At 65.8% G+C, this 26,936-nt stretch carries 21 protein-coding genes; 13 read left to right on the top strand and 8 right to left on the bottom strand.

Annotation, left to right across the window (positions count from 1 at the left end):
* Nucleotides 1-132 precede the first annotated feature (132 nt).
* The 8 genes from JWR89_RS03905 (at nucleotide 133) to JWR89_RS03870 (ending at nucleotide 9,623) form a co-directional block, all read left to right on the top strand.
* Nucleotides 133-1,404 (top strand): NAD(P)-binding domain-containing protein, encoded by a 1,272-nt coding sequence (locus tag JWR89_RS03905; RefSeq protein ID WP_299712014.1) that lies wholly within the window; start codon nucleotides 133-135, stop codon nucleotides 1,402-1,404.
* The gene (locus JWR89_RS03900) at nucleotides 1,401-2,204 is read left to right on the top strand and encodes a glycosyltransferase family 2 protein (RefSeq protein WP_299712012.1); all 804 of its coding nucleotides are present in this window, start codon (nucleotides 1,401-1,403) and stop codon (nucleotides 2,202-2,204) included. The genes JWR89_RS03905 and JWR89_RS03900 overlap by 4 nt, the downstream gene beginning before the upstream one ends.
* Nucleotides 2,205-2,279: 75 nt before the next feature.
* Nucleotides 2,280-3,431: a glycosyltransferase family 4 protein gene (locus tag JWR89_RS03895; protein WP_299712010.1), complete on the top strand. Its 1,152-nt coding sequence runs from the start codon at nucleotides 2,280-2,282 to the stop codon at nucleotides 3,429-3,431.
* Nucleotides 3,428-5,395, top strand: coding sequence for a hypothetical protein (locus JWR89_RS03890; protein ID WP_299712008.1), 1,968 nt, complete (start codon nucleotides 3,428-3,430; stop codon nucleotides 5,393-5,395). Before JWR89_RS03895 ends, JWR89_RS03890 begins: the two co-directional genes overlap by 4 nt.
* Complete coding sequence (locus JWR89_RS03885; RefSeq protein WP_299712007.1) at nucleotides 5,382-6,128, top strand: hypothetical protein; 747 nt, start codon at nucleotides 5,382-5,384, stop codon at nucleotides 6,126-6,128. The genes JWR89_RS03890 and JWR89_RS03885 overlap by 14 nt, the downstream gene beginning before the upstream one ends.
* Before the next feature lie 17 nt (nucleotides 6,129-6,145).
* Nucleotides 6,146-7,417, top strand: coding sequence for a glycosyltransferase family 4 protein (locus JWR89_RS03880; RefSeq protein ID WP_299712005.1), 1,272 nt, complete (start codon nucleotides 6,146-6,148; stop codon nucleotides 7,415-7,417).
* Nucleotides 7,408-8,838 carry a hypothetical protein gene (locus tag JWR89_RS03875; protein ID WP_299712003.1) on the top strand — a complete coding sequence of 477 codons (1,431 nt, stop codon included), beginning with the start codon at nucleotides 7,408-7,410 and terminating at the stop codon, nucleotides 8,836-8,838. The genes JWR89_RS03880 and JWR89_RS03875 overlap by 10 nt, the downstream gene beginning before the upstream one ends.
* Entirely contained in the window at nucleotides 8,835-9,623 is a 789-nt protein-coding gene (locus JWR89_RS03870) for a class I SAM-dependent methyltransferase (RefSeq protein WP_299712001.1), read from the top strand. The genes JWR89_RS03875 and JWR89_RS03870 overlap by 4 nt, the downstream gene beginning before the upstream one ends.
* 321 nt (nucleotides 9,624-9,944) lie before the next feature.
* Here the strand turns inward: JWR89_RS03870 and JWR89_RS03865 are convergent, their stop codons facing one another.
* Entirely contained in the window at nucleotides 9,945-11,516 is a 1,572-nt protein-coding gene (locus tag JWR89_RS03865) for a polysaccharide biosynthesis/export family protein (protein WP_299711999.1), read from the bottom strand.
* Nucleotides 11,517-12,262: 746 nt separating this feature from the next.
* Here JWR89_RS03865 and JWR89_RS03860 point away from each other — a divergent pair.
* The 4 genes from JWR89_RS03860 (at nucleotide 12,263) to JWR89_RS03845 (ending at nucleotide 16,012) form a co-directional block, all read left to right on the top strand.
* On the top strand, nucleotides 12,263-13,621 hold the full coding sequence (locus tag JWR89_RS03860; protein ID WP_299711997.1) for a hypothetical protein: 1,359 nt from the start codon (nucleotides 12,263-12,265) through the stop codon (nucleotides 13,619-13,621).
* Between the two features lie 62 nt (nucleotides 13,622-13,683).
* Nucleotides 13,684-14,730: a TAXI family TRAP transporter solute-binding subunit gene (locus JWR89_RS03855; protein ID WP_299711995.1), complete on the top strand. Its 1,047-nt coding sequence runs from the start codon at nucleotides 13,684-13,686 to the stop codon at nucleotides 14,728-14,730.
* 77 nt (nucleotides 14,731-14,807) lie between these two features.
* A complete protein-coding gene (locus tag JWR89_RS03850) occupies nucleotides 14,808-15,353 on the top strand; it encodes a hypothetical protein (RefSeq protein ID WP_299711993.1) in 546 nt (181 codons plus the stop codon).
* Nucleotides 15,350-16,012: a hypothetical protein gene (locus JWR89_RS03845; protein ID WP_366142964.1), complete on the top strand. Its 663-nt coding sequence runs from the start codon at nucleotides 15,350-15,352 to the stop codon at nucleotides 16,010-16,012. Before JWR89_RS03850 ends, JWR89_RS03845 begins: the two co-directional genes overlap by 4 nt.
* A gap of 319 nt (nucleotides 16,013-16,331) precedes the next feature.
* On the opposite strand, the gene asnB is transcribed toward JWR89_RS03845, so the two are convergent.
* The 7 genes from asnB to JWR89_RS03810 form a co-directional block, all read right to left on the bottom strand.
* Nucleotides 16,332-18,023: an asparagine synthase B gene (gene asnB, locus JWR89_RS03840; RefSeq protein ID WP_299711991.1), complete on the bottom strand. Its 1,692-nt coding sequence runs from the start codon at nucleotides 18,021-18,023 to the stop codon at nucleotides 16,332-16,334.
* A gap of 43 nt (nucleotides 18,024-18,066) precedes the next feature.
* A complete protein-coding gene (locus JWR89_RS03835) occupies nucleotides 18,067-19,236 on the bottom strand; it encodes an acyl-CoA dehydrogenase family protein (RefSeq protein WP_299711989.1) in 1,170 nt (389 codons plus the stop codon).
* Between the two features lie 79 nt (nucleotides 19,237-19,315).
* Nucleotides 19,316-21,331, bottom strand: a complete 2,016-nt coding sequence (locus JWR89_RS03830; protein ID WP_299711987.1) for a non-ribosomal peptide synthetase — start codon at nucleotides 21,329-21,331, stop codon at nucleotides 19,316-19,318.
* A gap of 38 nt (nucleotides 21,332-21,369) precedes the next feature.
* Nucleotides 21,370-22,404, bottom strand: coding sequence for a thioesterase domain-containing protein (locus tag JWR89_RS03825; RefSeq protein ID WP_299711986.1), 1,035 nt, complete (start codon nucleotides 22,402-22,404; stop codon nucleotides 21,370-21,372).
* A 54-nt stretch (nucleotides 22,405-22,458) separates the two neighbouring features.
* On the bottom strand, nucleotides 22,459-23,073 hold the full coding sequence (locus tag JWR89_RS03820; RefSeq protein WP_299711984.1) for a 4'-phosphopantetheinyl transferase superfamily protein: 615 nt from the start codon (nucleotides 23,071-23,073) through the stop codon (nucleotides 22,459-22,461).
* A 284-nt stretch (nucleotides 23,074-23,357) separates the two neighbouring features.
* Nucleotides 23,358-24,470 (bottom strand): UDP-glucose 4-epimerase GalE, encoded by a 1,113-nt coding sequence (galE, locus tag JWR89_RS03815; protein WP_299711982.1) that lies wholly within the window; start codon nucleotides 24,468-24,470, stop codon nucleotides 23,358-23,360.
* 192 nt (nucleotides 24,471-24,662) lie between these two features.
* On the bottom strand, nucleotides 24,663-25,814 hold the full coding sequence (locus JWR89_RS03810; protein ID WP_299712038.1) for a cellulase family glycosylhydrolase: 1,152 nt from the start codon (nucleotides 25,812-25,814) through the stop codon (nucleotides 24,663-24,665).
* Between the two features lie 769 nt (nucleotides 25,815-26,583).
* Between JWR89_RS03810 and JWR89_RS03805 the strand changes: the two genes are divergently transcribed.
* Nucleotides 26,584-26,936, top strand: a 353-nt coding sequence (locus JWR89_RS03805; RefSeq protein WP_299711980.1) for a hypothetical protein, incomplete at its 3' end; no start/stop codon positions are given.

The raw sequence follows: 26,936 nt of genomic DNA, 5'->3' as shown, positions 1-26,936 counted from the left end.
ATGAAGCTTTGGCCATCCGAGATTGACCTCAGACAGGATGACGCGGGCCGCAGGCGCTCCGACCCATCGAAGCTCCCGCATTGCCACCGCAGGAGCATCCCTTTCATCGGCGTACAGGCTGGGAGTTTTCAGATGACTTTGGGCAGCAGACCGACCGGCTCAGTGTCAGTGGATGTCGCCATTGTTGGAGCCGGTCCCTACGGGCTGTCGCTTGCGGCCCATCTCGGAGCGTGCGGCGTCGAGCACCGGATCTTCGGCGAGCCGATGGGTGCGTGGAAGGCCAACATGCCGCCGGGGATGCTGCTCAAGTCCTATCCTTGGGCGACCAATCTGTCCGACGCCGAGTCCGCATCCACCATCAAGAAGTTCTGCGCCGAACGGGCGCAGCCCTATCACGACGAGCTGACGCCGCTGCCGATCGAGCGGTTTCTGGAGTACGCCGAAGCTTTCCGCGCCCTCCATGCGCCCCACGTCGAGCGCAAGCTGCTGGCCACGCTGCAGCCCGGTCCGGATGGCTTTCACGCCCGCTTCTCCGACGGGGAGACGATCGTTGCCCGCCGCGTGGTGGTCGCGGTCGGGTTGCAGGCGTTCCGCCGGCTGCCGCAGGAAGCCGCCCAGCTACCGGTCGAGATGCGCTCGCACAGCGGTGACTACGGTCCGCTCGACGCGCTCGACGGCAAGGAGGTGGTAGTGGTCGGCTCCGGCTCTTCGGCGACGGACCTTGCAGCAATGCTCAGCGAACGCGGAGTTTCCGTCTCGCTGGTGGCACGCGCGGCACATCTGGACTTCGCCGCCCGTCCGCGGACCCGCACCCTGCTGGAGCGGACGGCCGCGCCGACGAGCGGCATCGGCCAGGGCTGGACCATAGGCGCTTGCGCCAGGTATCCGCAGCTAATCCGGCTGCTGCCGGAAGACCGGCGGGTGCAGATCGCCAATGGCAAAGCGTGGGGCCCGGTCGGCAGCGCGTTCGCCAGAGACCGGGTGGTCGGCAAGGTGCCGCTGTGGCTTGGCAGGAACCTGCGGAAGATCGGGACGCAGGGCGACCAGGTCGTGCTCGACCTGACCGACCAGGTCGGGGCGAGCCACGCGTTGCGTTGCGATCACGTGATCTTCGCCACCGGATACAGCATCGACGCGAACCGGCTCGACTTCCTGGACCACAAGATACTGAGCCAGATGCGACTGGTCGAGAAGTCTCCGACGCTGTCGTCGCAATACGAAACCTCGGTCCCCGGGCTGCACTTCATCGGTCCGGCGGCGGCTAACAGCTTCGGTCCTGTGTGCCGCTTCGTGTACGGCGCGCAGCATGCCGCCCGCCAACTCGCCCGGCATTTGTCGGGCGAGATTCGCCGCCATCCGACCCCAACCAATGTTCAACCCCACTACAGCCCGGTGATCCCATGAACGCTCCCATCCCGCATTCCGTCCTCCGGTCAGCCCAAGGCCAATCCGCCGGCCTGTACTTCCCGCCGGGTGAATACGGTCTGCCACACACGCTGGCGCTGCCGCGCGTAAGCTTCATCATCCCGACGCTCAACGAGGCCAAAAACTTGCCGCATCTGCTGCCGCGGATCCCGGCCTGGGCGCACGAGGTGGTGATCATCGACGGCAGATCGACCGACGACACGGTCGCCGTCGCCCGCGCCCTCCGCTCCGACGTCAAGATCGTCATGGAGCCACGCCGCGGCAAGGGAGCCGCGCTGAAGGCCGGATTCGAAGCCGCCACCGGCGACATCGTCGTGATGCTCGACGCCGACGGCTCGATGGAGCCCGACGAGGCCATCCTATTCGTCGGCGGGCTGATGGCCGGCGCCGACATGGTCAAAGGCTCCCGCTTCCTGCAGGGCGCCGGCACCGACGACATGTCGCTGTTCCGGATGCTCGGCAACTGGGGCCTGACGATGACCGTGCGGCTGCTGTACGGCGGCACCTTCTCCGACCTCTGCTACGGCTACATGGCGTTCTGGAGGCGGCACGTCGAGACCCTCAAGTGCGACTGCGACGGCTTCGAGATCGAGACCCTGATCAACGTGCGTGCCCTGAAGAACCGTCTCAAGATCGTCGAGGTGGCGAGCTTCGAGGCGCCGCGCATCAGCGGGCTCAGCAACCTGCGCGCGATCCCGGACGGTTGGCGGGTCCTTAAAACCATCCTGCGCGAACGCGTTCTCACCCAGGTCTCGCCCGTCGGCTACGGGGTGCCGTAGCGGCGGAAGGCACCGAGTTCAGCGCGCAAGCCGGGTGACGGCGGTCGAATCAAGACGATCTGGAGTGGATGGCCGATGCGAATTCTGATGGTTGCCGCACGCTGCCACCCGCTGATGGGCGGCATCGAAACCCACATCCAAGAGGTCGGTCCGCGTCTGGTGGCGCGCGGCCATGCCGTGGACGTCCTCACCACCGACCCCTCCGGCGAACTGCCGGTTGAGGAGGACGTCTCCGGCATGTGCGTGCGCCGGGTCCGGGCATGGCCCAAGAATCTCGACCTCTATCTGGCACCCGGGATCTATTCGGCCATCCGGGAAGGATCCTGGGACCTCGTCCACTTTCAGGGCTATAGCACCTTCGTGGTGCCGATCGGTCTGTTCGCCACCGTCCGGGGCGATCTTCCGTTCGTGCTGACGTTCCACAGCGGCGGACATTCATCGCGGCTGCGCAACGCCGTGCGCGGCACCCAGCAGGCCATGCTGCGCCCGCTGGTCTCGCGGGCCGACCGCCTGATCGGCGTCTCCGAATTCGAGGCCGAATTCTTCAGCGCCAAGATGGGCGTACCGCGGGATCGCTTCGTCGTGATTCCGAACGGAGCGGCGATGCCGGTGCCCAGCCCAGGGGTTAAGGTCGATCCCAACCTGATCGTGTCGAGCGGCAGGCTGGAGCGCTACAAGGGGCACCACAAGGCGATTGCGGCCATGCCGGAGGTGATCCGACGCCTCCCGCAGGCGCGACTGCACATCGCAGGCGCGGGACCCTACGAGAACGAGCTGCGCGGGCAGGTGCGCGGGCTCGGGCTGGAGGAGCGCGTGACGATCGCGGCCATTCCCGGCGGCGACCGGCAGCAAATGGCGGACCTGCTGGCGAGAGCCGGCCTGTTCGTGCTGTTCAGCGAGTACGAGGCGCATCCGGTCGCGGTGATGGAGGCGCTGGCGCTGCGGCGCCCGGTCCTGGTCAGCGACACGTCGGGACTGGCCGAACTTGCCGGCAAGGGTCTGTGCCGCGCCATCCCATGCCACGCCACCCCGACCGAGACCGCCTCCGCGATAGCGGCCGAACTTCGGACCCGCCGTTCGATTCCGGACCTCAGGCTGCCGGACTGGGACGATTGCGCGGAAGCGCTGGTTAACGTCTACCGCGGCGTGATGGCCAACCGCGTTGCAGCCAAGAGCGGCTCGGGAAGCGGCCGGCCGGTTCTGGTCCGGGCGGGGGAACGCCGATGACGTCGGGCGACATCACGTGGGCAGCCGGGAGTCCGGTCAGGAACGGCATCCGGCAGGTCCTCGCCGTGATCGGCCCGGATCGGCGCGACGGAATGATGGCCGACACCTTGCCGCGGCCGGCGAACCCCGGCGCGGTGGCCATACTTTTCCTGACCGTCGCTATGGCGCTGTTGCTGGTGGTGCTGGGGCAGGGGGCGGGACGACGCGGCGAAGCTCCGGCATCGTTGCTGTTCTGGGCCGGCATGGCGCTCGCGGTCGTTCCGCTCGGCTTTCGCATCTCGTGGCCTCAGGTCGCGCGCGGCGAACGGCTGCTGCTGCTGCTGCTGCTGGTCGAGGCGCTGTTCTACTGCCGGACGATCTATTCCCCGACGAGCTTCACGCCGTACGACGAAGTTCTGCACTGGGTCGCGGCCGAGGACCTGATGACGGCCCGGCGGCTGTTCCTGTCCAATCCGCTGCTCGAGGTAGGATCGACCTATCTCGCTCTGGAAATCCTGGCGACGTCGCTCGCCGACCTCACCCGGCTGCCGCTGTTCGCGGCCGCGACGTTGCTGCTTTCGGTGCTGAAGGGCACCTTTATCGTCGCGCTGTTCCTGCTTTACGAGAAGATCACCGGCTCGGCGCGGATCGCCGCGCTCGGCTGCCTCGCCTACATGGGCTGTTCGACGTTCTTCCTGTTCGAGGCGATGTTCTCCTACGAGAGCCTCGGCATCGTGCTCTGCACGCTGGCCTTCGCGATCGAGGCGGGATCGCGGAATCTGCCCGGAGGGCAGAGGAGCAGGGCGCTCGTGCTGATCGGCCTGCTGCTGGGCGGCATCGCGGTCACGCACCACCTTTCGGCAGTCTATGCGGCGATCTATTTCGGCTCGGTGGCAACGCTGGAACTGCTGCGACGGGGTGGACCACCACGCGAGACCAAGATGGCCGTCGGTGCCGTCATGGCGGTGCTGCTGCCGCTGCTCTGGGTGGAGCTGAACGGCACCCATCTCACCGCCTATCTCGGTCCGGTGATCGAGAATGGGATCAAGATACTCCTCATCAAATTGCACGGCGCGCCGGCGCAGCTATCAGATGCGGTCGTCGCCGCGGCGCCGTCGCAACCGCTCTTCATGCGAGTGACGACCCTGCTCGGAGTGCTGTTGACGGCGCTCGGATTGGCGACCGGGTTCTTCCGGTCGCTGGCGCTGTCGACGGCCGCCGCCGGGCGCTCCGGCTGGTGGTCGATACGCGACGTGCTCGGACGGCGCTGGCACGAGAGCCGCATCGTGTTCCTCTCCTTGCTGGCTTTCGGCTTTCCCCTCTCGGTCGCGTTCCGGCTCAGCATCGGCGGCTGGGAAGTCGGCAACCGGATGGGGACGCTGGCGTTCTTCGGCGTCGGACTGGTGGTCGCGACAGGTATCGTACACTTCTGGCAGGGCCGTGCGCCGCGCGGATGGCGCCTGGTCGCGCCGCCGCTCGCGCTCTGCGTGATCGTGCTCGGCGGCGTCACCAGCGCCTCGCTCGATCCGATCCGGGGGCCCTACCGGGTGGCTGCCGACTCGCAGTCGGTCGAGGCGATGGCGCTCGAAACCGCGCGCTGGACCAAGGAGTGGATGGGCGCCGGCAACCGCTTCGCCTCCGACCGCGTCAACAGCCTGCTGCTCGCCGGCTACGGGCGTCAGGACGTGAGGCCCGATATCGCCAAGGGGGTCCACCCGTCCCGCGTGTTCAAGAGCGAGACGCTATCGGCCGACGATTTCTGGGCGCTGGCGAATAGCCCGGTCGATTTTCTGCTGGTCGATATGCGCCTGACCACCGCCCCGCCGGTGCTCGGCTTCTATTTCGAGCCGTGGGAATCCAGGACCGGCAAGCCGATCCCGCCCGCCGCACTGCGCAAGTTCGAGAACATCGAGGGCGTCGGGCGCATCTACGACAACGGCTTCATTCGGATCTACGACATGAGAGGAATGCATGTTCGCCCCTAACCACCGCGACCTTCTGATCGCCTGCCTGTGGGCCAGCCTCGCCGTGGTCGCGGTCGCCGCCACGGACAACACGATCCTGCGCACCGTTCTGTGCGTCCCGGTGGCGATCCTGGTCTGCGGCCATACGGTGCTCCGGGCGATCGGGATCGGCGCCGCATCAAGGGCCGAGCACCTCGCCTACGCGGTCGGAGCGAGCCTCGTGGTCGGGATCGCCGGCGGCATGGCGCTCAACGCGGCGGGCCTGCTCTCTCCGTTGGGCTGGGCGGTCTGGTTCTGGCTGGCCGTGGTCGGGTCGTCGTTGACGGCGGCCCGTCGCGGCGGACCCGCGTGGACGCTGGTCGCCGCGCCGGACGTCCGCCGGTGGCATGTCGGTGCAGTGGTCCTTTCGGTGCTGGTCGCGACCGGAGCCTACGCCTTGGCAGTCCGGGACGAAACGGCGCAACGACAGTTCAAGTACACCGAGTTCTGGCTGCTGCCCTCCGAGGACGGCGGGCAGCTCAGGGTCGGCGTGCGCAGCGGCGAGGAAAAGGGCGAGCGGTTCGACCTAGACGTCATTTTGGACGGCCAGCCGCTCGCCACATTCCGGTCGGTCGAGGTGGCGCCGGGCCAGACCTGGACGCGGGAGCTTCCGGTCGCTCCCGCGGCGGTGTCGCGACGGGCGGTGGCCAGACTGTTCCGGCCGGACGACAACCGGCTCTACCGCAGCGCTTCGGCGCTTCTCACCGGCCGCTGAAGGCAACGGAGTTATTGATGCGCATTCTTCTGCTGTCGCAGTTCTATCCTCCGGTGATCGGCGGCGAGGAACGCCATGTCCGCAATCTGGGCGCTGCGCTGGCACAACGCGGTCACCATGTCGGCGTCGGGACGTTGGCGCACCGAGGCTCGCCCGAGACGGAGATGGACGGCGAGGTCCGCGTCCACCGTCTACGCGGCACGCTGCAGCGGCTGGGCGGCCTGCACGCCGATGCGGAGCGGCCGCACGCTCCGCCGTTTCCGGATCCCGAACTCACGCTGGCGCTGAAGCGGCTGATCGCCGCGGAACAGCCCGACGTCGTGCATGCCCACAATTGGATCTACGCCTCGCTGCTGCCGCTGAAGGCGCTCGGCGGTCCGCCGCTGGTGATCACGATGCACGACTACGGGCTCTCCTGCGCCAAGAAAAACTTCATGTATATGGGCCAACGGCTGTGCAACGGCGCCGTACCGGCGAAGTGTCTTGCCTGCGCGGGCAGGCACTACGGCGCCGTGAAGGCCGCCGCAACTACGCTCGGCAACTGGGCGTCCGGCTTCGCGGCCCGGCGTATGGTCGATCGTTTCATTCCCGTGAGCCACGCCGTGGCCCGCCATACCGGACTGGTCGGGGGAAGCGCTCCCTACGAGGTGATTCCGAACTTCGTGCCCGACGACGTGGGGGTTCTTGGCGCCGAGGAGCCCTGCCTGCGGGACCTGCCGGAGGGGGAGTTCATCCTGTTCGTCGGCGACATGATGGGATTGAAGGGAATTCACGTGCTGGCGGAGGCCTATGGCCAGTTGAAGCGGGCGCCGCCCCTGGTGCTGATCGGGCGCCGTGCGCCGGACACGCCTGCGGTCTTTGCGCCGAACGTCCGGGTCATGGGCACGTGGCCGCATTCGGCCATCATGCACGCGTGGCGCCGCTCGCTGTTCGGCGTGCTCCCCTCGGTCGGGCCTGAAGCCTGCGCGACGGTGGTGATGGAGGCGATGGCCTCCGGCAAGACCGTCGTGGCCAGCGACATCGGCGGCATGCCGGACCTGATCGATCCCGACGAGACCGGACTGCTGGTGGCCCCGGGCGACGCGGCGGCGCTCGCCGCGGCGTTGCAGCGGCTCATCGACGACCGCGCGCTGTTGGGCCGCCTGGCGGCGGCGGCGGCGGCGCGGGTCGGACGTCTCAAGGCCGCGGCGGTGGTGACCAGGATCGAACAGGTCTACCGGGAGGTGGCGCGACCGGCGGCGAATGGGGTGCGGGTTCTGGAAGCGGCAGGGGACACACCTTGCCCTTAGAGACTCTCAGGGTCATTCCCGCCCGCCTGCTGAAGGCGGCCCGAAAGAGCGCCGCGCTACTACGGAATTCCGGAGCGCTGACGGTCGCAGCCATCGTGAGCGCCTGCCTCGGCTTCTGCTACTGGTGGCTGGCCGCCAGGCTCTTCCCGCCCGAGGCGATCGGCCGGGCGTCCGCGCTGTTGTCGGTCATGGGCCTCTTGGGGCTGCTGGGCGATGCCGGACTGGGCACGCTCCTGGTCGGAGAGCTCTGCCGCTCTCCAGGCAAGGTCCGGGGACTCGTCGGAGCGGCAGCGGTCATCGCATTCGGACTGGCGGTCGCGCTGGCGCTGGTATTCGTCCTCGCGGCACCGCTGTTCGGCCATGCCGCTCTGGTCAAGGGGAAGTCGGCGGAGCTTCTGTTCGTGTTCGGCTGCGGCCTCACCGCAGTCACGATGGTGGGCAGCCAGGCTTTCCTCGGAACCCTGAACGGCACTGCCAGGATGATCCAGCAGGTGCTGTTCTCGGCCCTCAAGCTGGCCATGATCGGCATGGCAGTCGCCGCCGGCGCGATCGACGACACGGCCATCCTGCTGACCTGGGTGGCGGGGCTCGTGGTCTCGTGGATAGGCGTCGACATCGCGACCCGGGGCAGCGCGCGTCGTCTGCTCGGCCGTCCCGACTTCGGCCTGCTGCACACGCTTCGTCGCAAGGTCGTCGATCACTACGCGCTGGACGTCGCTCTGCAGGCTCCCGGTCTCGTCGTGCCCTTTCTCGTTGTGGTGCTGCTCACGCCGACGACCAACGCGGCATTCGCGGCGGTGTGGATGCTGGTCACGACCGCCGCGGTAATTCCGGCGGTGCTCGCGACCGTCCTGTTTCCGGTAGCGCGCGCCGGTCCGCAGCGGTCACGGGATAATTTCGCGATCTCTCTGGGCGTGTCGCTGCTGTTCTCGATGGTCTGCGCGGTGCTCGTGCTGCTCTACTCGCGCCAGATACTGGCACTGTTCAATCCGGCGTATCCGGACATCGCCGGGACCAGCTTGCGGTTCCTGGGTTTCAGCCTGTTGGGATTAACCCTCAAATTCCATGCCTGCACGCTGGCGCGGCTGGCCGATGCAATGCGCCGGGCATCGCTGTGGTTCATGCTTGGAGGGCTGATGGAGCTCTGTTTCGCGATCGTCGGCGCCAAGCTCGGCGGTCTCGAAGGGCTGGTGGTGGGCTGGACCTCGGCCGTGAGCATCGAGGGCGTGTGCCTGCTCTATGCGGGCTATGCCGGTTATACCCGACTGGCCTCCGGTCGGACCTATCCGGACCACGATCCGCATCCGATGCCGCGGTCGATGTTTGACGTCTCAGAAGCGCAGGAGGCCGCTGCGGCCAGCCCAGGGCGCGACGGTTCCTGTGTCGATCTCTATATCGTAGCGAAAGGATCCGACAGATGACTACCAGCCAGATATCGATGTCGCACGCCAGGACCGCGCCGCGTTATCGCCACCCCGGCGGTTCGACGGCCTTCGGAACCAACCTCGCCTACCGGCTAGGCAAGTTGGACGATCTCGGGCTGCTCACGGGTGTCTGGCTCGACTGCGGCTGCGCGGACGGTGGCTACACCGAAGCCCTGGTAGCCTGGGGGGCCCACAAGGCCATCGGTGTCGATCCCGAGCAGTCGAGAATCGACCGGGCGCAGGCTCGCCGGCAGGCCGCCATGGAGAGCGGCGAGGGCCCGGCGCAGAGGACCGAGTACCACTGCTGCACCGACGTTTTTCCGCTGCCCGCCTGCTCGGTGGATGCGGCGCTAATGAATGAAGTGCTCGAGCACGTCGCGGACGAGGGGGCGACGCTGCGCGAAATACGCCGGGTGCTGCGGCCGGGCGGTCGGCTGGTCGTGATCAGCCCGAACCGGTGGTTTCCGTTCGAGGGCCACGGTATGCGGTTCATGGGTCGCGATTTCGGCTTTCCGATTCCGCTGCTTCCCTGGTTGCCGTATTCGCTGGCGACAAAGGTGATGTCCGCACGCAACTATTGGCCCCACGAATTGCGCGACACCGTGGCCGCCGCCGGGTTCGAGATCGAGAAGGTAGACTTCGTGCTGCCGGTGTTCGATCTCTACAAATGGATGCCGTCATTCGCGATCTCGGCCTACCGCCGCTTGATGCCCGCGATCGAACGGACGCCGCTGCGCAGATTTGGCGTCTCCACCCTGATCCTCGCAAGACGCCCCGCCTGAGGAGCCTGCCGGCGCCCTCCGCGACGGAGGGTGCCGCGACGCAGTGACCGTGGCAGCCGGGCGAGGCCGCACGCCCTTCCAGGCTCGATTTCGCCCCTGAACGGGAGCGGTCGAGGCGCACGGCAGCGGCGCGCGAGCACGTCGTCCGAAAGTAAAAAGTAAAGTGCCCGCTTTGGGCGGGATGCCGGTCGGCTTGACGCTACACTTTCGCGAGCGTCCGGCCCAACAGGAGAGGGCTTCCGGGCGGCGGCCCGGAAGCCCTCTTTTTTCGTCTCCCCGGGGGCGGTGGAGACGACCCGCGACGGCGACGCTTACTGACGCCTACTCTTGCGCGAGCTTGCGTCCGCTGGTGCGGATGGCGGAGCGTCCGATCTGCGGCTTGCCCTTTTCCTCCAGCGAGGTCGGCGGCGGCGCGGACATAGCCGGCTGCTGCTCGCTGGCATCGTCGGCGCCGACAGCGACGTTGACGAGGTCCCCGGGCTGCAGCACGGTCATGCCGTCGGATTCAATGTTGACCGGCCCCTTCGGGGTCTGCCGCACGATGCTGTAGCCGATCCTGGTGGTCTGCTTGGCGGAAGAGAACTGGGATCGGGTGGATGGCAGGCTGCTGAGGACGCCTTCGCTGGTGCGGAATTCACGCTCGTTGTCGGCAAGCTGGCGCTCGATGGCGTCGATCTCGACCACGAGCTCGTTCTTCAGGTCGGACTGAACCTTGATCCCGTCGGCCTGCATGCCCGCAAGGCGCTGCTTGGCCATGCCGTATTGATTGAGCGCATCCTGCCGGCGCTGCTCGGCATCGGACAGTTCGCCTTGCACCTGGCTCAGCACCGCCTTGCCAAGGACGTTGCGCTCCACCAGCGCGCGGGTGCTATCGACGCGCTCCTGGCGGGTCTTAACCAGCTGGTCAAGCGAGTCGGTGCGTCCGTACGCCTGGAGGTCCTGCTTGGCGGCATCCAGGGCGCCGGCGATGGCGCGCTGGCGCTCTTGGCGAGCCAGCAGCATCGGCTTGCGGCGGTCGCTCTGCTCGTCGAGCAAATACTTGGCTTCCGAGGCGCCGACCATCTCCATCAGTTGCACCGGGATCTTCGGAGCTACGCCATCGCGCTCGGCTTTGAGCACCGCCAGCCTGGCGAGCAGCTTGAGCATCGAGCCGGCCGCGCCGCTGCGCTTCTGGATCTCGCGGACGGTTTCGATCTTCATGTACGAATCGCCCGACCCACGGTCGAGCCCGCCGGCCAGCGCGACAGCGTGGAGCACCGTCATGCCGGAGGCGTACTTGAACGACCCCGAGTTCTTGACCGGACCGAGCACGTAGACCGGCGCGCGCTCCAGCGAGACGATGTTGACCATCGCCTTGTGGCCCAAGGTCTGTTCGAAACTTTCGGCGACGGACGTCGTGAACTGCTGGGGCGACCTGCCGGCGGCGACCACGGAACCGAGCAGAGGCAGCGACACGGTGCCGTCATCCTGGACAGCGTATTCGCCGCTCATCTCCGGGCGTTGGACGATGCCGCGCATTGCCGACGAGGTGCGGCCCCACTTGTCGTCCTCCACCGCGATGCGCTCGTAGAAAGCAAGCTTGACGCGGTCACCGATCACGAGGCGCGTGCTGGCTGGCGCCTCGTCGGCGGGCACTACATTCGGCTTCTGCGGCTCGGCGGTCGGCTGGACGTCCGGTGCCAACGCCGCGCTCGAGGTCTCGCGCGCCGCGGCGGCGGCAAGCGTGTCCGGCTTCGCCGACGCCGACATGGAATCTTTCGACGACATGGAGTCGTTCGCCGGCGTGGACTCGAGCGCCGCGACTGCGACGACGCCATCGACGTTCTTTTGTGCTGCCCCCACCCCCAGCGCCGCCAGACCGGACACGCCTAAAGCGAGGAGGACCGGCTTCATCTTCCGGCGCGACCAGGTCCCTTGCGGAGAGCCAGCGGCGGTCGGGACGTGCCCGTCTTGGTCGTGAATACGCATGGCTTACTGCCCTCCGTTGACGTTGTTGATGCAGCCCTACGAGGCCGGGGCAGCATTCAAAATGGCATCGTGGTCCTTCGTGCGCGAACTCACAATCTCCCTTTTGGGGCACCTCTTTTGCGCTGCGTTCGCCGGGGCAAGCATCTGATGTTGCTTGGAAGCATTTTTTGAAATGGTCCTTTTGCGTCGTCGGGCGAGCAGTCGTTATCCGCATCCGCGGTTCTCGGGGCGTCCTGGTGCGGTCGGAATTCTTCTCAACGGGAACGCGAAAATCCATGGCCCGGAATCCCGTCGCGCCAGTTCGAGCAAGAACATCGTCCGCATTGAGGACGACTACCGCTGCGCGTGACTGCGGTTTCACGGGCCGACGGAATCCGGAGGCAGTGGAGTCGTGCCCCGATTGGGTAGCTGCGGGGTACTCCATGCTGGCTATAGGATTCGCGAAAAGCCGGGGCGCATAATGACGCATCGAAGCAGGGCCCTCCATGGCTAGTCCCAACAACGACGATGCAATCACTCTCGGCCCGCGCCGGTTCACGCCGGCCTTGCGGTTCGGCTTCGTGCTGCTGATGGCGGCATGGATATCCAGCGCGGCGCTTGCGGCGGAGTCGGCGTCACCTCCGGCATCCGTTCCCGGCAACGCCGGCCCGCCGGGGCAATCCGGGCGCGCGTTGGACGACGACGCGTCCGAGCCGCTGGCTCAGGAACTTGCCGGCGCACGGCGCGAAGTCGAGTTGCTACAGCATCTTTCGCAGGCGCACGAGCGAGCCGAGCGGCTCGACCAGGACCTCGCTTCAGCGCGGCGCGCCCTAGACGCTCAAGCCGCTCTCACCGCCAAGGCCAAGGATGAGGCCGCCCGGATCGAAAAGGCTTCCGAAGCGGTCGCGGCCGATCTCAGGCAGGCGGCGCAGAAGGAGCGTGAACGGGCCGAGGCGCTCGCCGCCGCTCTGACCAAGATTCGTCTCGAGCTCTACGCCAACCAGGCGTTGGCGGCCAAGGCGACCGACGAAGCGGCGGAGCTGCGACGCCAGATCGCGAGCTCCGGTTCGACACGCCAGCCGGCACCCGAGGACAAGGACCGCATCACAACGTTGGAGCGCGATCTAGCGGCGGCGCGGCGCGAGATCGATGAACGAACCACTTTGCTTGCAAAGCTCCGCGACGAAGCAGCCCAGCTAAAGAACGTCTCCGAGGCCGGAAGTGCAAACCTCAAACAAGCCGCGCAGAAAGAGCGCGAACGGGCCGACACGCTGGCCGGCGAACTCGCGAAGGTCCGAGGCGACCTGCAGGCCAACCGCATGCAGACGACCAAGGCCGCCGACGAAGCCGCCGAGTTTCAGCGCGAGATCGCGGCGGCAGCCACGGCGCGCCAATCGATGGCGGCCGAGAAAGAACGTGCCATGCGGCTCGAACGAGATCTCGGCGCCGCCCGCCGCGACCTCGATGCGCAGGTCGTGCTTGCCGCCAAATCGCGCAATGACGCCGAACGTTTGCGCGAGGCGTCCGAGCGCGACTTGGCTTCGCTCCGCGAACAGGTCCGGCTGGAGCGGTCCAGGGCCGAGGCGCTGGAGCGCGATCTTGCTGCCGGTCCACGAAAGGACCTCCCAAAGGACCTCCCATCGAAGGGTACCAGCAAAGTTGCGGCAACGACGGGCGCGGTGTCGCCGTCCGTTCAGGGAGTGCCGATCGCCGTCGCGCCGGTCGCCGGTGTTGCGGCCGCCGTCGAACCCGCTCCCGACAGGCCTACTCCAGAGATGGCGGCGGCTTCCGTCGGCCTCGTCGCGCGCGCCAGTTCGCTGCTCGGGCAGGGCGACATCATCGCGGCGCGAACCGTCCTCGAGCGCGCCGCGATGATGGGCAACGCGCAGGCAAGTTTTGCGCTCGCGGAAACCTACGATCCTTCGGTGCTCGCCAAATGGGGCACCTATGGAACGCGCGGCGACCCCGCCATGGCGCGCGACCTCTACGCGAAGGCGGTCGCCGGCGGAATCAAGGAAGCGAAGGAGCGCGTCGAAGCGCTGCGCCGCTAGACGGGCTCGCTCGACGCCGGACGAATCGTGCGGCAATCGCTGCGTAGGACAGGAGTTCACCGATGCGCAAATTCACGGAATTCCGAACCCTGCTGCTGGCCACGCTTGCGACGGCGTGTGCGTGGTCTGTCGACCGCGCGGCGGCCCAAGACTACAGGACCTCGTCGCCCCGCGAGATGAGGCCTCCGTTCCAGCGTACCCAGCCGCGGTACTCTCCGCAGCAGCTCAAGATGAACGCGTGGACCGTCGGCCTCGCTGGCGGCCTGATCGAGGGCGCGCCGCTGCGCCTGGCGGCGGAAATGGCCCGCGTCGCCGACGACGGCGACGAACTCCGCGTGCTGCCAGTAGTAACGCGCGGCGCGGCCGAAAACGTCAATTCGTTGCTCTATCTGCGCGGGATAGATGCAGCCATCATCAATTCGGACGCGCTCGACGAATACAAGGGACAGGTGCCCGACATCCAGCGCAAGATCACGTACATCGCAAGCCTGTTTCCGTCCGAACTGCACGTCTTCGTGAGGCCCGAAATCGGCAACCTGAACGATCTTGCCGGCAAGAAGGTGAACTTCAACACCCAGGGCACCGCCGCTGCCTATTCCGGACCGCTGATCTTCAGCCGGCTCGGCGTCTCCGTGGAGCAGACCTTCGTGCCGCACCAGGTGGCGCTCGAGCAGATGCGGCGCGGCGAGATGGCGGCGGTGGTGTTCGTCACCTCCAAGCCGGTCGATGCGTTCGTGAAGGGGCGCTGGGAGCCAGGCTTCAAATTTCTGCCGGTGCCCTACGAGGGCAAGTTCGAGGACTACTACCTTCCGGCCACGCTGGATTCTTCGGACTATCCAAATCTGCTGAAGCCGGGCGAGCGGGTGACGACGATCGCCGTGCCCACCGTGCTGGCCGCGTTCAACTGGCCTTCGAACACCAACCGCAACGAAAGAGTCGCGCGCTTCGTCGACCGGCTGTTCTCGCGCATCGACAGGCTGCAAGGGCCCGGGTTCGATCCGAAATGGAAATCCATCAACCTCCGGGCGACGGTGCCCGGGCTGACGCGTTTCTCCGCGGCGCAGGACTGGCTCGACCGCCAGCCGCGCACCGCCCAATCCTCGCCATGAACCGCGCGGCGGTCCCATCGGCGGTCGCGGCCTGTCTCGCCTGCACAGTCGCGTGGGCTCAAGCCCCGGATGATCCGATGGCCCGGATGCGGTCGTGTTCGCTCATGGAGACGGCGCAGCGGGTGGAATGCCTCGACAATGCAGCGCTCGCCATCGCGCCGGCGCGCGCGCCGTCCGGCGGCTGGACGGTCGGGCTGACCACCTCGCCCGTCGACTATTTGCCGGTCGCGGCCGCATCGGTCGCGGCCCGGGCCGATGCCGTCCAGGGCGCCGCCCCGCCATGGCGGCTAACGATCCGCTGCCGCGGCGGTCGTACCGAAGTGACGGTCGAGGGCGCCGGGATTGCCCGCGGCGATCAGGCGATCTCCTACCAGATCAACGGCGGGCCTGCCGTACGCGTTGGCGCAGCATCGCCGCCGTCCGGATCCGGCGTCGCGCTCGGCGGCGACGCGGTCCGGCTGGTGCAGTCGCTGCCCGACGGCGGCAGCCTCGCGGTCCGGCTCCAAGCGCCCGGCCGCGTCGCCGCCGAGGCCGCGTTCCCGCTCGACGGACTTGACGCCGTCCGGCAGCGACTGGCGTCGGTGTGCCGATGGCCCCACGCCCTCGCCAGGCCGGGAGAATGACAGTCATCACCCCACCCCGAAATCGTTTCACAGAAGGAGTTTGTGTCATGCGTCCCATCCAATTCCTCGCTCGGTCCGCCCCGATCGCCTTGGCTGTGCTTCTGTTCGCCCTCCAACCGGCCTCGGCGAAGGAGGGTGGGCGCCAAGGGGCGGCCCCGGCCGCTGCCCAGGACGAGTCGATTGCCGCACCTGCGGACATCTCCGCGCCGTGGCCAAGCTGGCGCCCGGTGGTGGCAGTCAACAAGCCGAAACCGCTACAGCGTTCCGAGGCCGCGCGCGCGACCGCCGCCGTCGATCATCGGTTGATCCTGCAGGTCAACTCCAACGATGCGGCCGCCATGAACCTCGCCCTGAACAATGCGACCAACGTGATCGACTACTACAAGTCCAAGGGCGAGAAGGTGAAGATCGAGGTCGTCACGTTCGGTCCCGGCCTGCACATGCTTCGGAGCGACACGTCGCCGGTGAAGAACCGCATCGAGGCGATGGCAATCGGCACGCCCGAAGTGACTTTCAAGGCGTGCGGCAACACTCGGGAAAAGATGCGCAAGGCCGAGGACAAGGAGATTCCGATTCTCTCCGAAGCCAGGATCGTCGATTCCGGCGTGGTGCGGGTGATGGAGCTGCAGGAGAACGGCTGGAGCTACGTCAAGCCCTGAGCGTCCCGCAACCCTGTCATTTGCGACGTTCGCCGAATCCGGCCGTTCACGGAGGGGACTCGGCGTACTACTCGGCGTCCGCCTGCAGGGATCGGACGTGACAGCTCAGACATGAAAGTCAAACAGATCAAAGGCTGGTATCATCGCGCTTGGCGCCGTTCTTCGTCGAGGGCGATGGTCAACAACTTCAGGCAATCGGTTCGTCGCTGAAACCCTGCCTAAGGTGCTGACTCACCGGGCCAAGCGCACGCTCGCGGTCGGCGGCCGGCCATCCGTCGCATCGACGGCGCGGCCCCTGATGGTGGATGGGTGCTGGCGATCAGGCCAGCGCCTGCTCGTGCACACCGGTCACGGCACGCCCTGACGGATCGGCCATCGCCGCGAAACTGGCGTCCCACGCGATTGCCGCCGGCGAGGAGCAGGCGATCGATTTGCCCCCCGGCACCGTTTCGGCCGCCGCCCGGGTCGGGAAGAACAGCTCGAACAGATGGCGGTAGTAGTACGCCTCCTTGGTCCGCGGCGGGTTGTGAATAAAGCGCTTGTCGGCCGCGGCCATCACCCGGTCGCTGACCTGCGCTTCGGCGTGTGCCTTCAACCCGTCGATCCAGCCGTAGCCCACGCCATCGCTGAATTGCTCTTTCTGCCGCCACAGGATCGAATCCGGCAGATAGCCTTCGAACGCTTCGCGCAGCACCGCTTTCTCGATCCGTCGCGCGCCGTGGGAGCTCTGCCCGACCATTTTGTGCCGGGCATCGATGCGCATCGCCACGTCGAGGAACTCGCGGTCCAGGAACGGCACCCGCGGCTCGACGCCCCAGGCCATCATCGACTTGTTGGCGCGCAGGCAATCGTAGTTCTGGAGCGCGTCGAGCTTGCGCACGAGCTCTTCGTGGAATTCGCGCGCGTTGGGCGCCTTGTGGAAGTACAGGTATCCGCCGAAGATCTCGTCGCTGCCCTCGCCGGACAGCACCATCTTCACCCCCATCGCCTTGATCCGGCGCGCCAGCAGGAACATCGGCGTGGAAGCGCGGATGGTGGTTACGTCGTAGGTCTCGACGTGACGGATCACTTGCGGCAAGGCGTCCAGGCCTTCTTCGAAGGTGTATTCGAAGCCGTGGTGCACGGTGCCCAACGCCGCAGCGGCGATCGCCGCGGCGGCCAGGTCGGGCGAGCCCTTCAGGCCGATGGCGAAGGTATGCAGGCGCGGCCACCACGCCTCGCTGCGGTCGCCATCCTCGATGCGGTGGCGTGCGTAACGCGCGGCCACGGCGGCGACGAGTGACGAGTCGAGACCGCCGGACAGCAGCACCCCGTACGGCACGTCGGTCATCAGTTGGCGATGCACCGCACGTTCGAAGGCTTCGCGCAGCGCGGTGCGGTCGGCTTCCACGCCCTGTACTGCGTCATAGTCGCGCCACGGGGGGGCGTAGTAGCGGGTCAGGGTGTCAGTGCCGCTGTCGTACCAGTGGCCCGGCGGGAATTGGGCGACGTCGGCGCAGATATCGATCAGCGACTTCAGCTCGGAGGCGACCACCAGGCGACCGTTCTCGTCGTGGCCCCAATACAACGGCACCACCCCGATCGGATCGCGCGCGATCAGCACGCGCTGCCGGGGGCGGTCCCACAGGGCGAACGCGAAGATGCCGTTGAGGCGGTTCAGGAACGAGGCCGGGGTGTCTTCCTCGTACAGCGCGTTGATTACCTCGCAGTCCGAGCCGGTCAGGAAGGGGTAGGGCCGGGCCAGCTCGGCCTTCAGTTCGATGTGGTTGTAGATCTCGCCGTTGACCGCCAGGGCCAGGCCGCCATCCTTGGACAGGAGGGGCTGCGAGCCGCCCGCCGGATCGACGATGGCCAGGCGCTCATGGACCAGGATGGCCCCGGCATCGACGTAGACGCCACTCCAGTCCGGGCCGCGATGGCGCTGGCGCTGAGATAGATCCAGGCAACGGCGGCGCAGTGCCGGGAGGTCGTCGCCGGCCTGCAGGCCGAAAATACCGAAGATCGAACACATGCGAACAGCTCCTGATGATGGGAGAACACACCCGTTGCGGGGCTCACGACATCGACGCGACCACCTCCAGCATCACTTCCGTGGCGCCGCCGGCGATGGACAGGATGCGGGCGTCACGCGCCATGCGCTCGATCGGACTCTCGCGCATGACGCCCATGGCGCCGTGGAACTGCACGCACGCATAGGCGACCTCGTTGACGAGCTCGCCGCAGAGGGCCTTCAACATCGAGATCTCGCGCATGCAATCTTCGTCCGCCGCCATGCGCCAGGCGGTGGCATACAGAAACTGGCGGCTCGCCTCTACCTTGGCGGAGAGCATCGCGAGACGGTGGCGGATCGCCTGCATGTCCCACAGGACGCCGCCGAACGCGCGGCGGGCCTTGACCCAGGCGAGGGTGATGTCGATTGCCGCCTCGGCGGTCCCTATCGCCATGGCGGCAAGCACGAGGCGCTCGTTCTGCAGATTGCGCATCATGGAGTAGAAGCCTTGCCCCTCGGCGCCAAGCACGTTTTCGGCCGGGATGCGGCAGCCGTCGAAGACGAGCTCCGCAGTATCGGAGGAACGCCAGCCGTGCTTGTCCAACTCGCGGGCGACGCTGAAGCCCGGCGCGCCCTTCTCGACGAGGAACATCGTGATCCCGTTGCTACCTGCCGACGGATCGGTCATGGCGGCGACGCAGTAGAGATCCGCGTGGACGCCGTTCGTGATGTAGAGCTTGGTGCCGTCGAGGACGTAGCAGTTGCCGTCCCGGGCCGCGCGCGTGCGGATGGCCTTGATGTCCGAGCCCGCATCCGGCTCCGTGATGGCGATGGCGGCGATTACCTCACCGCTGACGATGCCCGGCATCCAGCGGTCCCGCTGCGCCTTGGTCCCGTCGTGAAAGACGTAGCCGGAAGCCATGTCGCTCTGAACCAGCATCGCATCGGCGACGCCGCCATAGGTCGAGCGCCCGAGCTCTTCGGCAAACACCGCTGAAGCGACCGCGTCCATCTCGGAGCCACCATACTTGGCTGGGTAGCGGATGCCGAAGAAGCCGAGTTCGCCCATGCGGCGCAGGATTGGACGGGGAACGAACCCGTCGTCTTCCCAGCGATCGGCAGCCGGCTTGATCTCCTTCTCGACGAACCGGCGGACCTGGTCCCGCAGGGCCTCGTACTCGCCCGCCGCCCAAGGCAGGCCCGGTTCTCGCGCCGGGGCCCATGCTTTGTCCATCGTCTGCATCCTCTTCCATGAGTCCAACGCAAAAGCTTCCGTTCGGATTGGCGCCCACGGCCCGGAGAAGTCCGGCAGGCTAGAGTTCGATTTCTTCTCGCGGTCCCTCCGAGAATGAAGGAGCTCCCGAATGGGCCACCCAGCGCATTCCGTCGATCACTTCCGCCAGCTCGGCCACTGTCGGACACTCGAAGAGGTTGCGAAGCTGCACGTCGACATCGAAAGTCTTCCGCATGCGGGACACCGCCCGCATCACCAGAAGCGAGTGCCCGCCGAGGTCGAAGAAGTTGTCGCGACGTCCGATCGAATCGATCTTCAGGAGATCGCACCACAGGGCGGCCAGCGTCTTCTCGGTCTCGGTCGAGGGGGCGCTGAAGTCTTGTGCAGCCTGGATGTTTTCCGCCGTCGGCTCGGGAAGCGAGGAGCGGTCGACCTTGCCGTTGGATGTGAGCGGCATCCGTTCGAGACGGACATAGTGCGTCGGAATCATCGCCTCCAGGAGTTCTTCGGCGAGGTGGGCGCGCAGGTCCGCCACGGTGAGAGGTTTCGACGAGACATAGTAGGCGACAAGCCGCGCGATGCCGTGTTCGGTCGCCGGCCGCTCGACACGGCAGATTTCGGCCATTCGTGCTGCTGCCAGCCCCGCGTCGGCCGCGACCGCAGCGACGGCGCATTCCTGCACGTGTGGGTGCTTCAGGAGCCGCGCTTCGATCTCGCCCAGCTCGACACGCGTGCCGCCGACCTTTACCTGATGGTCGGCGCGGCCGAGAAATTCCAGGCGCCCTTCGCGGTTCCAGCGGGCGAGATCGCCCGTCTTGTAGAGCCGCAGCTTAGAAACCCCGCCCCGGGGATCCCTGGCCGTGAGGAATCGTTCGTCCGTCAGATCGGGTCGTCCGAAATAGCCTGTCGCGAGCCCGTCGCCGGCAATGAACATCTCGCCGATTAAACCGGGGGCAGTGGGCTGATGTGCCTTGTCGAGGACGTAGATGCCCGCATTGGCGGCCGGAACGCCGATCGGCACCGAAGCGGATCGGTCCCGGCCGATATCGAAACGGTGGATCATGCAGCCCACCGTGGCTTCGGTCGGTCCGTACTCATTGTAGATCTCGACGGGATGAGAGATGGCTTCCGTGATCTCGCGAGCCAGCTCGGACTTGAAGTCCTCGCCGCCCACGATGAATTTGCGCAGCCTTGTCGCCCCAAGATTGCGATCGCGGATCATCGCGAGATGCGCGGGCGTCAGCTTCATGATATCGACAGCATTGTCGTCGATGACCTTGAGCACGACCATGCTCTGGACTCCGGGATCGCCGAGATAGACCACGATGCGGCCGCCAGTGATCAGTGGCGTGAACAGCGTCGTGACGGTCAGGTCGAAGGCGAGGGAGGAGAAGAGGGGCCATGCGAGACGTTCGCCAGCACTGTACACCCGGGCCGCCCACCAGATGTAGTTCACCAGGTTGCGGTGCGCGATCACGACGCCCTTGGGCGTGCCGGTCGAGCCGGAGGTGAAGATGATGTAGGCCGTGGCATTCGGGGTGGCCGCGGAAGATTGATCCGAGTCCGGTCTGTCCGAAATCGAAGCGAAATCGGCGTCGAGCACGAAAATGTCGGCAAGGTCCGGGGAAATTGCGGATTGCAGACGCGCCTGAGTGATTGTCGCTGGCGGCCGCCCGTCGGTCCCTTCGGAAATGTCCTTCAGGATTGTCGCGATACGCCCCTTCGGCGTTGCCGCGTCCAGCGGCACATAGGCTGCGCCTGACTTCAGGATGCCCAGGATCGCGACGACGACTTCAATCGAGTGCTCCATGAACACCACGCCGATCCGACCCGGCCCCACGCCGGTGGATCTCAAATGCGCAGCCATCTGGTTGGAACGCTCGTCGAGTTGTCGGTAGGTCAGCATTGCATCGCCGAAGCGGATCGCTTCAGCGCCCGGGCTACGCGCCACCTGGTCGCGGAAGAGATCGATGATCGTCCGGTCCGACGGATAGGGCGCTGCCGTGGCGTTGTACTCGACGACCAGCGCCCGACGAGCGGCATCTTCCGGGGCAAGCGCCACGCCCTCCGCCGCGATAGATAGGGCTTCGTTCATGAGTCACTCCCCATTACGGAATTCAAAAAAATCGAATTTCATCGATCAATCGCTTTTTGGGTTGCTTGGCGATAAAGCGCTGCGATGGCGGGTGCATCTGGATCGTCCAGCATGCGGGAACCGTTACAATCCTGGGGCCCGAAATAAAATTCGGCATGGGGCGCCGCGCGCAGCCATAGGTGCGGTGCTGCACCGGATCGCCGCCAGGCCTTGTTCGGAAGGAAAATGCATACTCGACCCGAATACGGAGTGGGAACGTACCGTCGCAAGGCCGTGATTGCCGTGGATTTGAGTCGCTCTCTACTCGCCAGCACCGGATCCGTCACAACAGGCTCTGTGCTTTTGCCGGCCACGAGGGAGTGGATGCGCAGGCGAAGGCGGCTGCCGAAATATCGCAGACGGGCGCCGGATGTCGGCAGCTTCGCCATCTCCCGCAGGAGCGTGCCGATGCTACCGACAGCAGAGAAATACAGCCGACGCGGCCATTCACTATGGGTGGTGGGGTGAAGAGGGCCAAAGAGCGCTGTCAACGGGATTTCAGCTCCGCGTTGACCCAGGATTTTCGCCAGTTCGAAAGCGGTCGCAGCACCGGAGCAGTAACCGGCAATGATGTACGGACCGCTCGGCTGGTATTCGACGATCTGACGGGCGAAATATTCGGCGATATCTTCGACGCGGTCCATCGGCTCGCTCTGCCCATCGAAGCCAGATGGTTGGAGTGCGTAGAACGGCTGATCGTCGCCCAGGTGCTTCGACAGCGCCGAGAACGAGAAGGGTGCCCCAATATGCCCGGGTACGGCGTAAATGGGCGTGCGTGTTCCGCGAGACTGCAGGGGAATGATGGCGGGCTGCTGCCGGGCCGCCGCCGTGGCCATTGTCAGAAACGCGATGATCTCGCTCTTCCGGTCCTGCAACTGGTCGCGCAATTCCGCCGTCAGTGCGCCGGCCGGGGCGCCGCACCGCAGTCGGTCGCGCTCTAGCGAGATTTTGATGTCCTTCGCCGCGAGGCCTGCGAGGAGGTCCCGAATCTGCAGCGGTTCGCCGCCGTAGGGCCTTCCGATCATTTCCTTCATGAGATCCTCGTCGCTCCGCAACGCATGCATGTGAGTGATGGCATCACCGGCACTTTAATTCCGGACCACCACCGTCCCGATGTATCCAGGTTTCGGCACGAAGCTGCGGACGGCCCAATCCCTTTCGTCCCAAGAAAAGGATTGTCCCAAGCCGCACCCCAGGGCCTTGGAGATAGCCTCCAGGCGCGTCCAGCGCCGGAGGAAGCCATTCTGACGATCTTCCGGACCAAGGGCGGCATAGGACCCATACTCGGAGGGGGAAAGGCAGAGCGATGCGATCTCGTCCGCTTCCGGCACAGGGAGAACCGCCTCGATGTCCACCCCGAGCTCCTGCCTGGTCGAGACGGCGATCGCCGCGACATCTCCGGATCGTGAGACGCTGAAGCGCAAATGGCGACTGGGCATGCGGTGCGAGAGGCGGGGTTTGCCTAGCCGTCCATATTCCAGTTCGACGTCGGAGGGCGAGATTCCCAGTTTGGCGCCCAAGACCCGGCGCAGCTGCCCGCGGGTGGCGACGAAGCGACGGCGGTCCCGCTCCAGTCTCAGCCGCTGGGCGCGCCAACGCTCCTCTTCGTTGAGGCAAACGCCTATCTCCCGGATGGTGTCCTGCTCCATATCGAGCATGAATGTCCGGACTTCCAAACCATCGTTCGTGAAAACCGGCATCATGACCCCAAGTCTCAGCTCAGCTCATTGCGATTGCTGGTTGAATTGTAATCCGTCACTGCCTCGGCTCAATGATCCATCGTGATTACCCAGTTGTTGCCAATTCCCAGCCAGTGACCCGAATTATCCGTTGTGGTTTGGAGTTGGGACGCTCCAGTTCCCTAGAGGGCCGGCCTGACCGCCGCTGAGTGGAGTCTTCCCGCGCTTTAGGAACGGAGGCTTCCGATCGCTTTCGCGGTCAGCGTCTGGAGGTCTCGAGTGGGCGATGTTGATCGCGGCGTCGCTGGCTACGTCTGTGGGCCGCTCTGCGTTCGCCGCAGGTCCGTTGCCTCATGTGGTATGGGCTTCGTCGATCTCGGACGCCGGGCATCACCCGCCTTGGCAGTGTGGTCGAGGAGGCGCAAGCGTAGCTGGCGGAGCGGACCGCTTGCCGCCAGGCCTTGCTCCCAGCGGTAGGCGTGCTCGATCATGGTCGGCAGGTCGTTTAATTCGGGCTTCCATCCAAGCCCGCTGAGATTGTCGGTGTTGACTACGGCGGAGGCCATATCTCCAGCGCGGCGCGGGGCGTGGCGGACCTCGAACTCGGTCCCGGCCACCATCCTGGCAGCATGAACTACTTCCTTGACCGAATAACCGCGGCCGTAGCCACAGTTGAGTACCCGCGAGGCGCCGCCGCATCGCAGATGGTCCAGTGCCACAAGATGGGCTTCTGCGAGGTCGGAGACATGAATGTAGTCGCGCACGCACGTGCCGTCGGGCGTCGGATAGTCGAACCCATAGATGCTCATGTGCGAGCGCCGCCCGAGCGCCGCCTCGAGTGCTACCTTGATCAGACGCGTGGCACCGGGAATCGACTGGCCGTGTCGGCCCTTCGGATCGGCTCCGGCGACGTTGAAGTAGCGCAGTGCCACGTAGCGCAGTCCGCTGGCCATGCCGGCATCGGCCAGCATCTGCTCGGACATTAGCTTGGAGCGGGCATAGGGAGAAACCGGCTTCGGTGTGGCGGTCTCGGGGATCGGAACGACGTCCGGGTTGCCGTAGACGGCCGCAGTGGAGGAAAAGATGAAATGTTTCACGTCCGCACGCACTGCCGCCTGCAGCAGTGCACGCGTCTTGCGCGCATTGGCCATGTGGTAGTCGAGCGGATCGGCGGCCAGGCCGGGGACCCCGATCTTGGCGGCGAAATGCAGGATCCCTTCGATGTGGTATTCCCGGATCAGGTGCGATACCAGCGCCGCGTCCCCGACGTCGCCGACATGAAGGGGGACACCGGCGGGCACCGCCGCCCGCGTCCCGGTCGAAAGGTCGTCCAGCACCACCGGCGTTTCGCCGCGGTCGAGAAGCGCGAGCACCGTATGACCGCCGATGAAGCCGGCGCCTCCCGTGACCAGTACCGTCATTCGACGAATCCTTCGGTTGGCAGTGCGGGGGGTGGACGAATGCGCCCTCCGTTCAATCGTCGTGCCTCGCCGGATCGGCTCCGCCGGGCGATTTTGCGTTGGAGGAGCGTGTGCTCTGGATCGAACGGACCCGCGGGCAGGCGAAGGAAGTGGAGTACGAGCCCGGCGACGACGGTCGGGGCCGCGCTTCCATCATGGCCTGTTTCCTTTGGCGTCCAGCGGTTCGGAGGCCTCGCGTCGCCTCCCCGCGCGGGCCGCCGCGCTGAGCGTGTTCCACAGCGGTCCGCCGTCGTTGCGGACGTCGAACTGGTCGTGATTGTCGGCCGGATAGCGTCCGCTGTCCTGGCGCGCCACCAGCCGCCACACCACCCATCCGGCGCAGTCCGGATGGGTGGCCAGCGTGTCCAGCCACATCGCATAGGCTGCGCTCTGGTCGGGATTGGAACGGGCGTAGCCGAACTCCTCCAGCAGCACCGGCTTCCCGGCCGCGGCCGCAAGCCGGCAGAACTCGGAGATCGTGTCATCGAATTGCTGGACCGTGAGCTTGTAGTAAAGCGGGTAGCCGTGCCATGTCCCGAAATCGAGCGTCGGGATAGTAAGGTCGGACAGTTTCTCCGAAACGTTGGCGTAGCCGGACCCAACGAGATGGTTGGGATCCAGCGATTTCACGTAGGCCGACATTTCCGCGGTCCAGGTCAGCCGCAAGGATTCAGGATTGGCGTTGCCCTCATTCATCAATTCCCAGGCCATGATGGTAGGGTCGTCGCGGTAGGCGGACCCGGTGAGCGGATTGACCCGCTGCACGACATGAGCGATCCAGTTTTCGTAGTCCCGCCTGGTGCGCGGATCGTGGAAGAAGAACCCGGACTTGTCCGAACTTCCGTACCAGGCCCGCATCTGCTGGGCACCGCCGGTGTAGGCCCAGAAATCCAGGAAGGCGACGATGAGCTTGAGATGCCGCTTGCCGCATTCGGCGATCAGGAAGTCGATCTTCTGCATTCCGTCAGGGCCGTCGTTGACGGCCATCGCGCTCCTTTGCGGATCCCAATACAGCAGATAGGCGCCGTTGACCCCGAGATCGGAAGCATCGGCGCGGCCACGCCAATTCCAGATCGTGACAGCGCTTCCATCGAACGAGCCGATCACCGGCTGAAGAATAATGCGGACGACATTGGCGCCCATGGCTACGGCGTCATCGAGGACGCGGGTGATCTCGTTTTGCGATCCGAAGGTTAGATAGTGGTTGTTCACCCCGGTCACGTAGAAGGGCTTACCGTCAACTGCAAACCCGGTCCCGGATGCCCGGACAAAGGCCGTCGCTCCGTCAGCACTCGCCGCCGGCATCCATGCCGACAACAACGCTGACACAAGCACCCCCCGCAGTCCGAACTGGCGCAACAAGCCCGCCCGGCTGTTCTCCGACCGCCGATTGACCATCATGGCAGCTAGCAGACTTGGAGAGCGGATCGAACGCAACGGCCCTGAAGAGTTAGCGACGCCTCCATTGGAATGATACCAGTCGGATCCAGGACTTCGCGCCGCTCCGAAGTGTTACCTCTCTGGCTGCCCAACATCGCCCGCGGCTTGCCATCGTAGTCCATCGCGAACGCATCATCAGCGGTATCAACCGTTGTCAGAAAAACGGCGTCGGTGACCCAATGAGAAGATGCCGATCACCGAGGTCAAAACGCCGAATCGCCTTCCAGGCAGGCGATCGGTCAACCTTTGCGGATGTCCGCATAGGCCGGCGGCATCATGTTCCTCCAAAAGAACCTTTGATACGATCGGTCGAAAAAACTTTCGATATTTTTTTTGCCGCGCTGCATGCGCCGGCGAAGTGCGCTATCGGACATACCCCCGTGCAAGCTTTTCTAGATGAAGGCGGAATCTCGTTCGACTAGCCCGCGTGGGCCGGGAAGTCGTCGGCGCGGCCACATGCGTGGACAGCGACGCACCCCACCACCCCATTTGCGGCCATTTCTCGCCATACTCGGCCAATAGCCACGCTGCTTGCGACGGGCCGGGGGTTCGACAGGTGCCGCAGCAGTATTTTCCTACTTGACCAAGGTCGTTGAAGCTTGCGGCGGCAAGCCCAACAGGAACAGGACACTTAATGACGTTATCAACACCGGCAGGGTACTCAACTAGCAACTTAGTCTATCAGGAAGGCTTCGACGGTACGGCTCTGAATACCGCGTGGCACAAGTACATCACCAGCAAGGCGGCCAACGGCTCGCCCTGGAATTCCTACAACGGCGGCAGTGGACCGGGCGGCCAGTTCGAGGCCGAGTTCGACATGCCTGGCCAGGTGGCGGTGCATGACGGGGTGCTCGACATCACGTCGAGTAAGACGCCGATTGTGGGCATGAACCAGGGCACCGTGATGACGCACCCGATTACGTCGGGAACGGTCAGCAGCTACGGTAATTTCGAGTTCAACGGCGGCCTTCTGCAGGTCAGCATGAA

The organism is Tardiphaga sp., assembly GCF_028290785.1.
GTDB lineage: Bacteria > Pseudomonadota > Alphaproteobacteria > Rhizobiales > Xanthobacteraceae > Tardiphaga.
The sequence above is the reverse complement of the archived record's forward strand: the minus strand, read 5'-3'. Positions and strand labels throughout refer to the sequence as shown.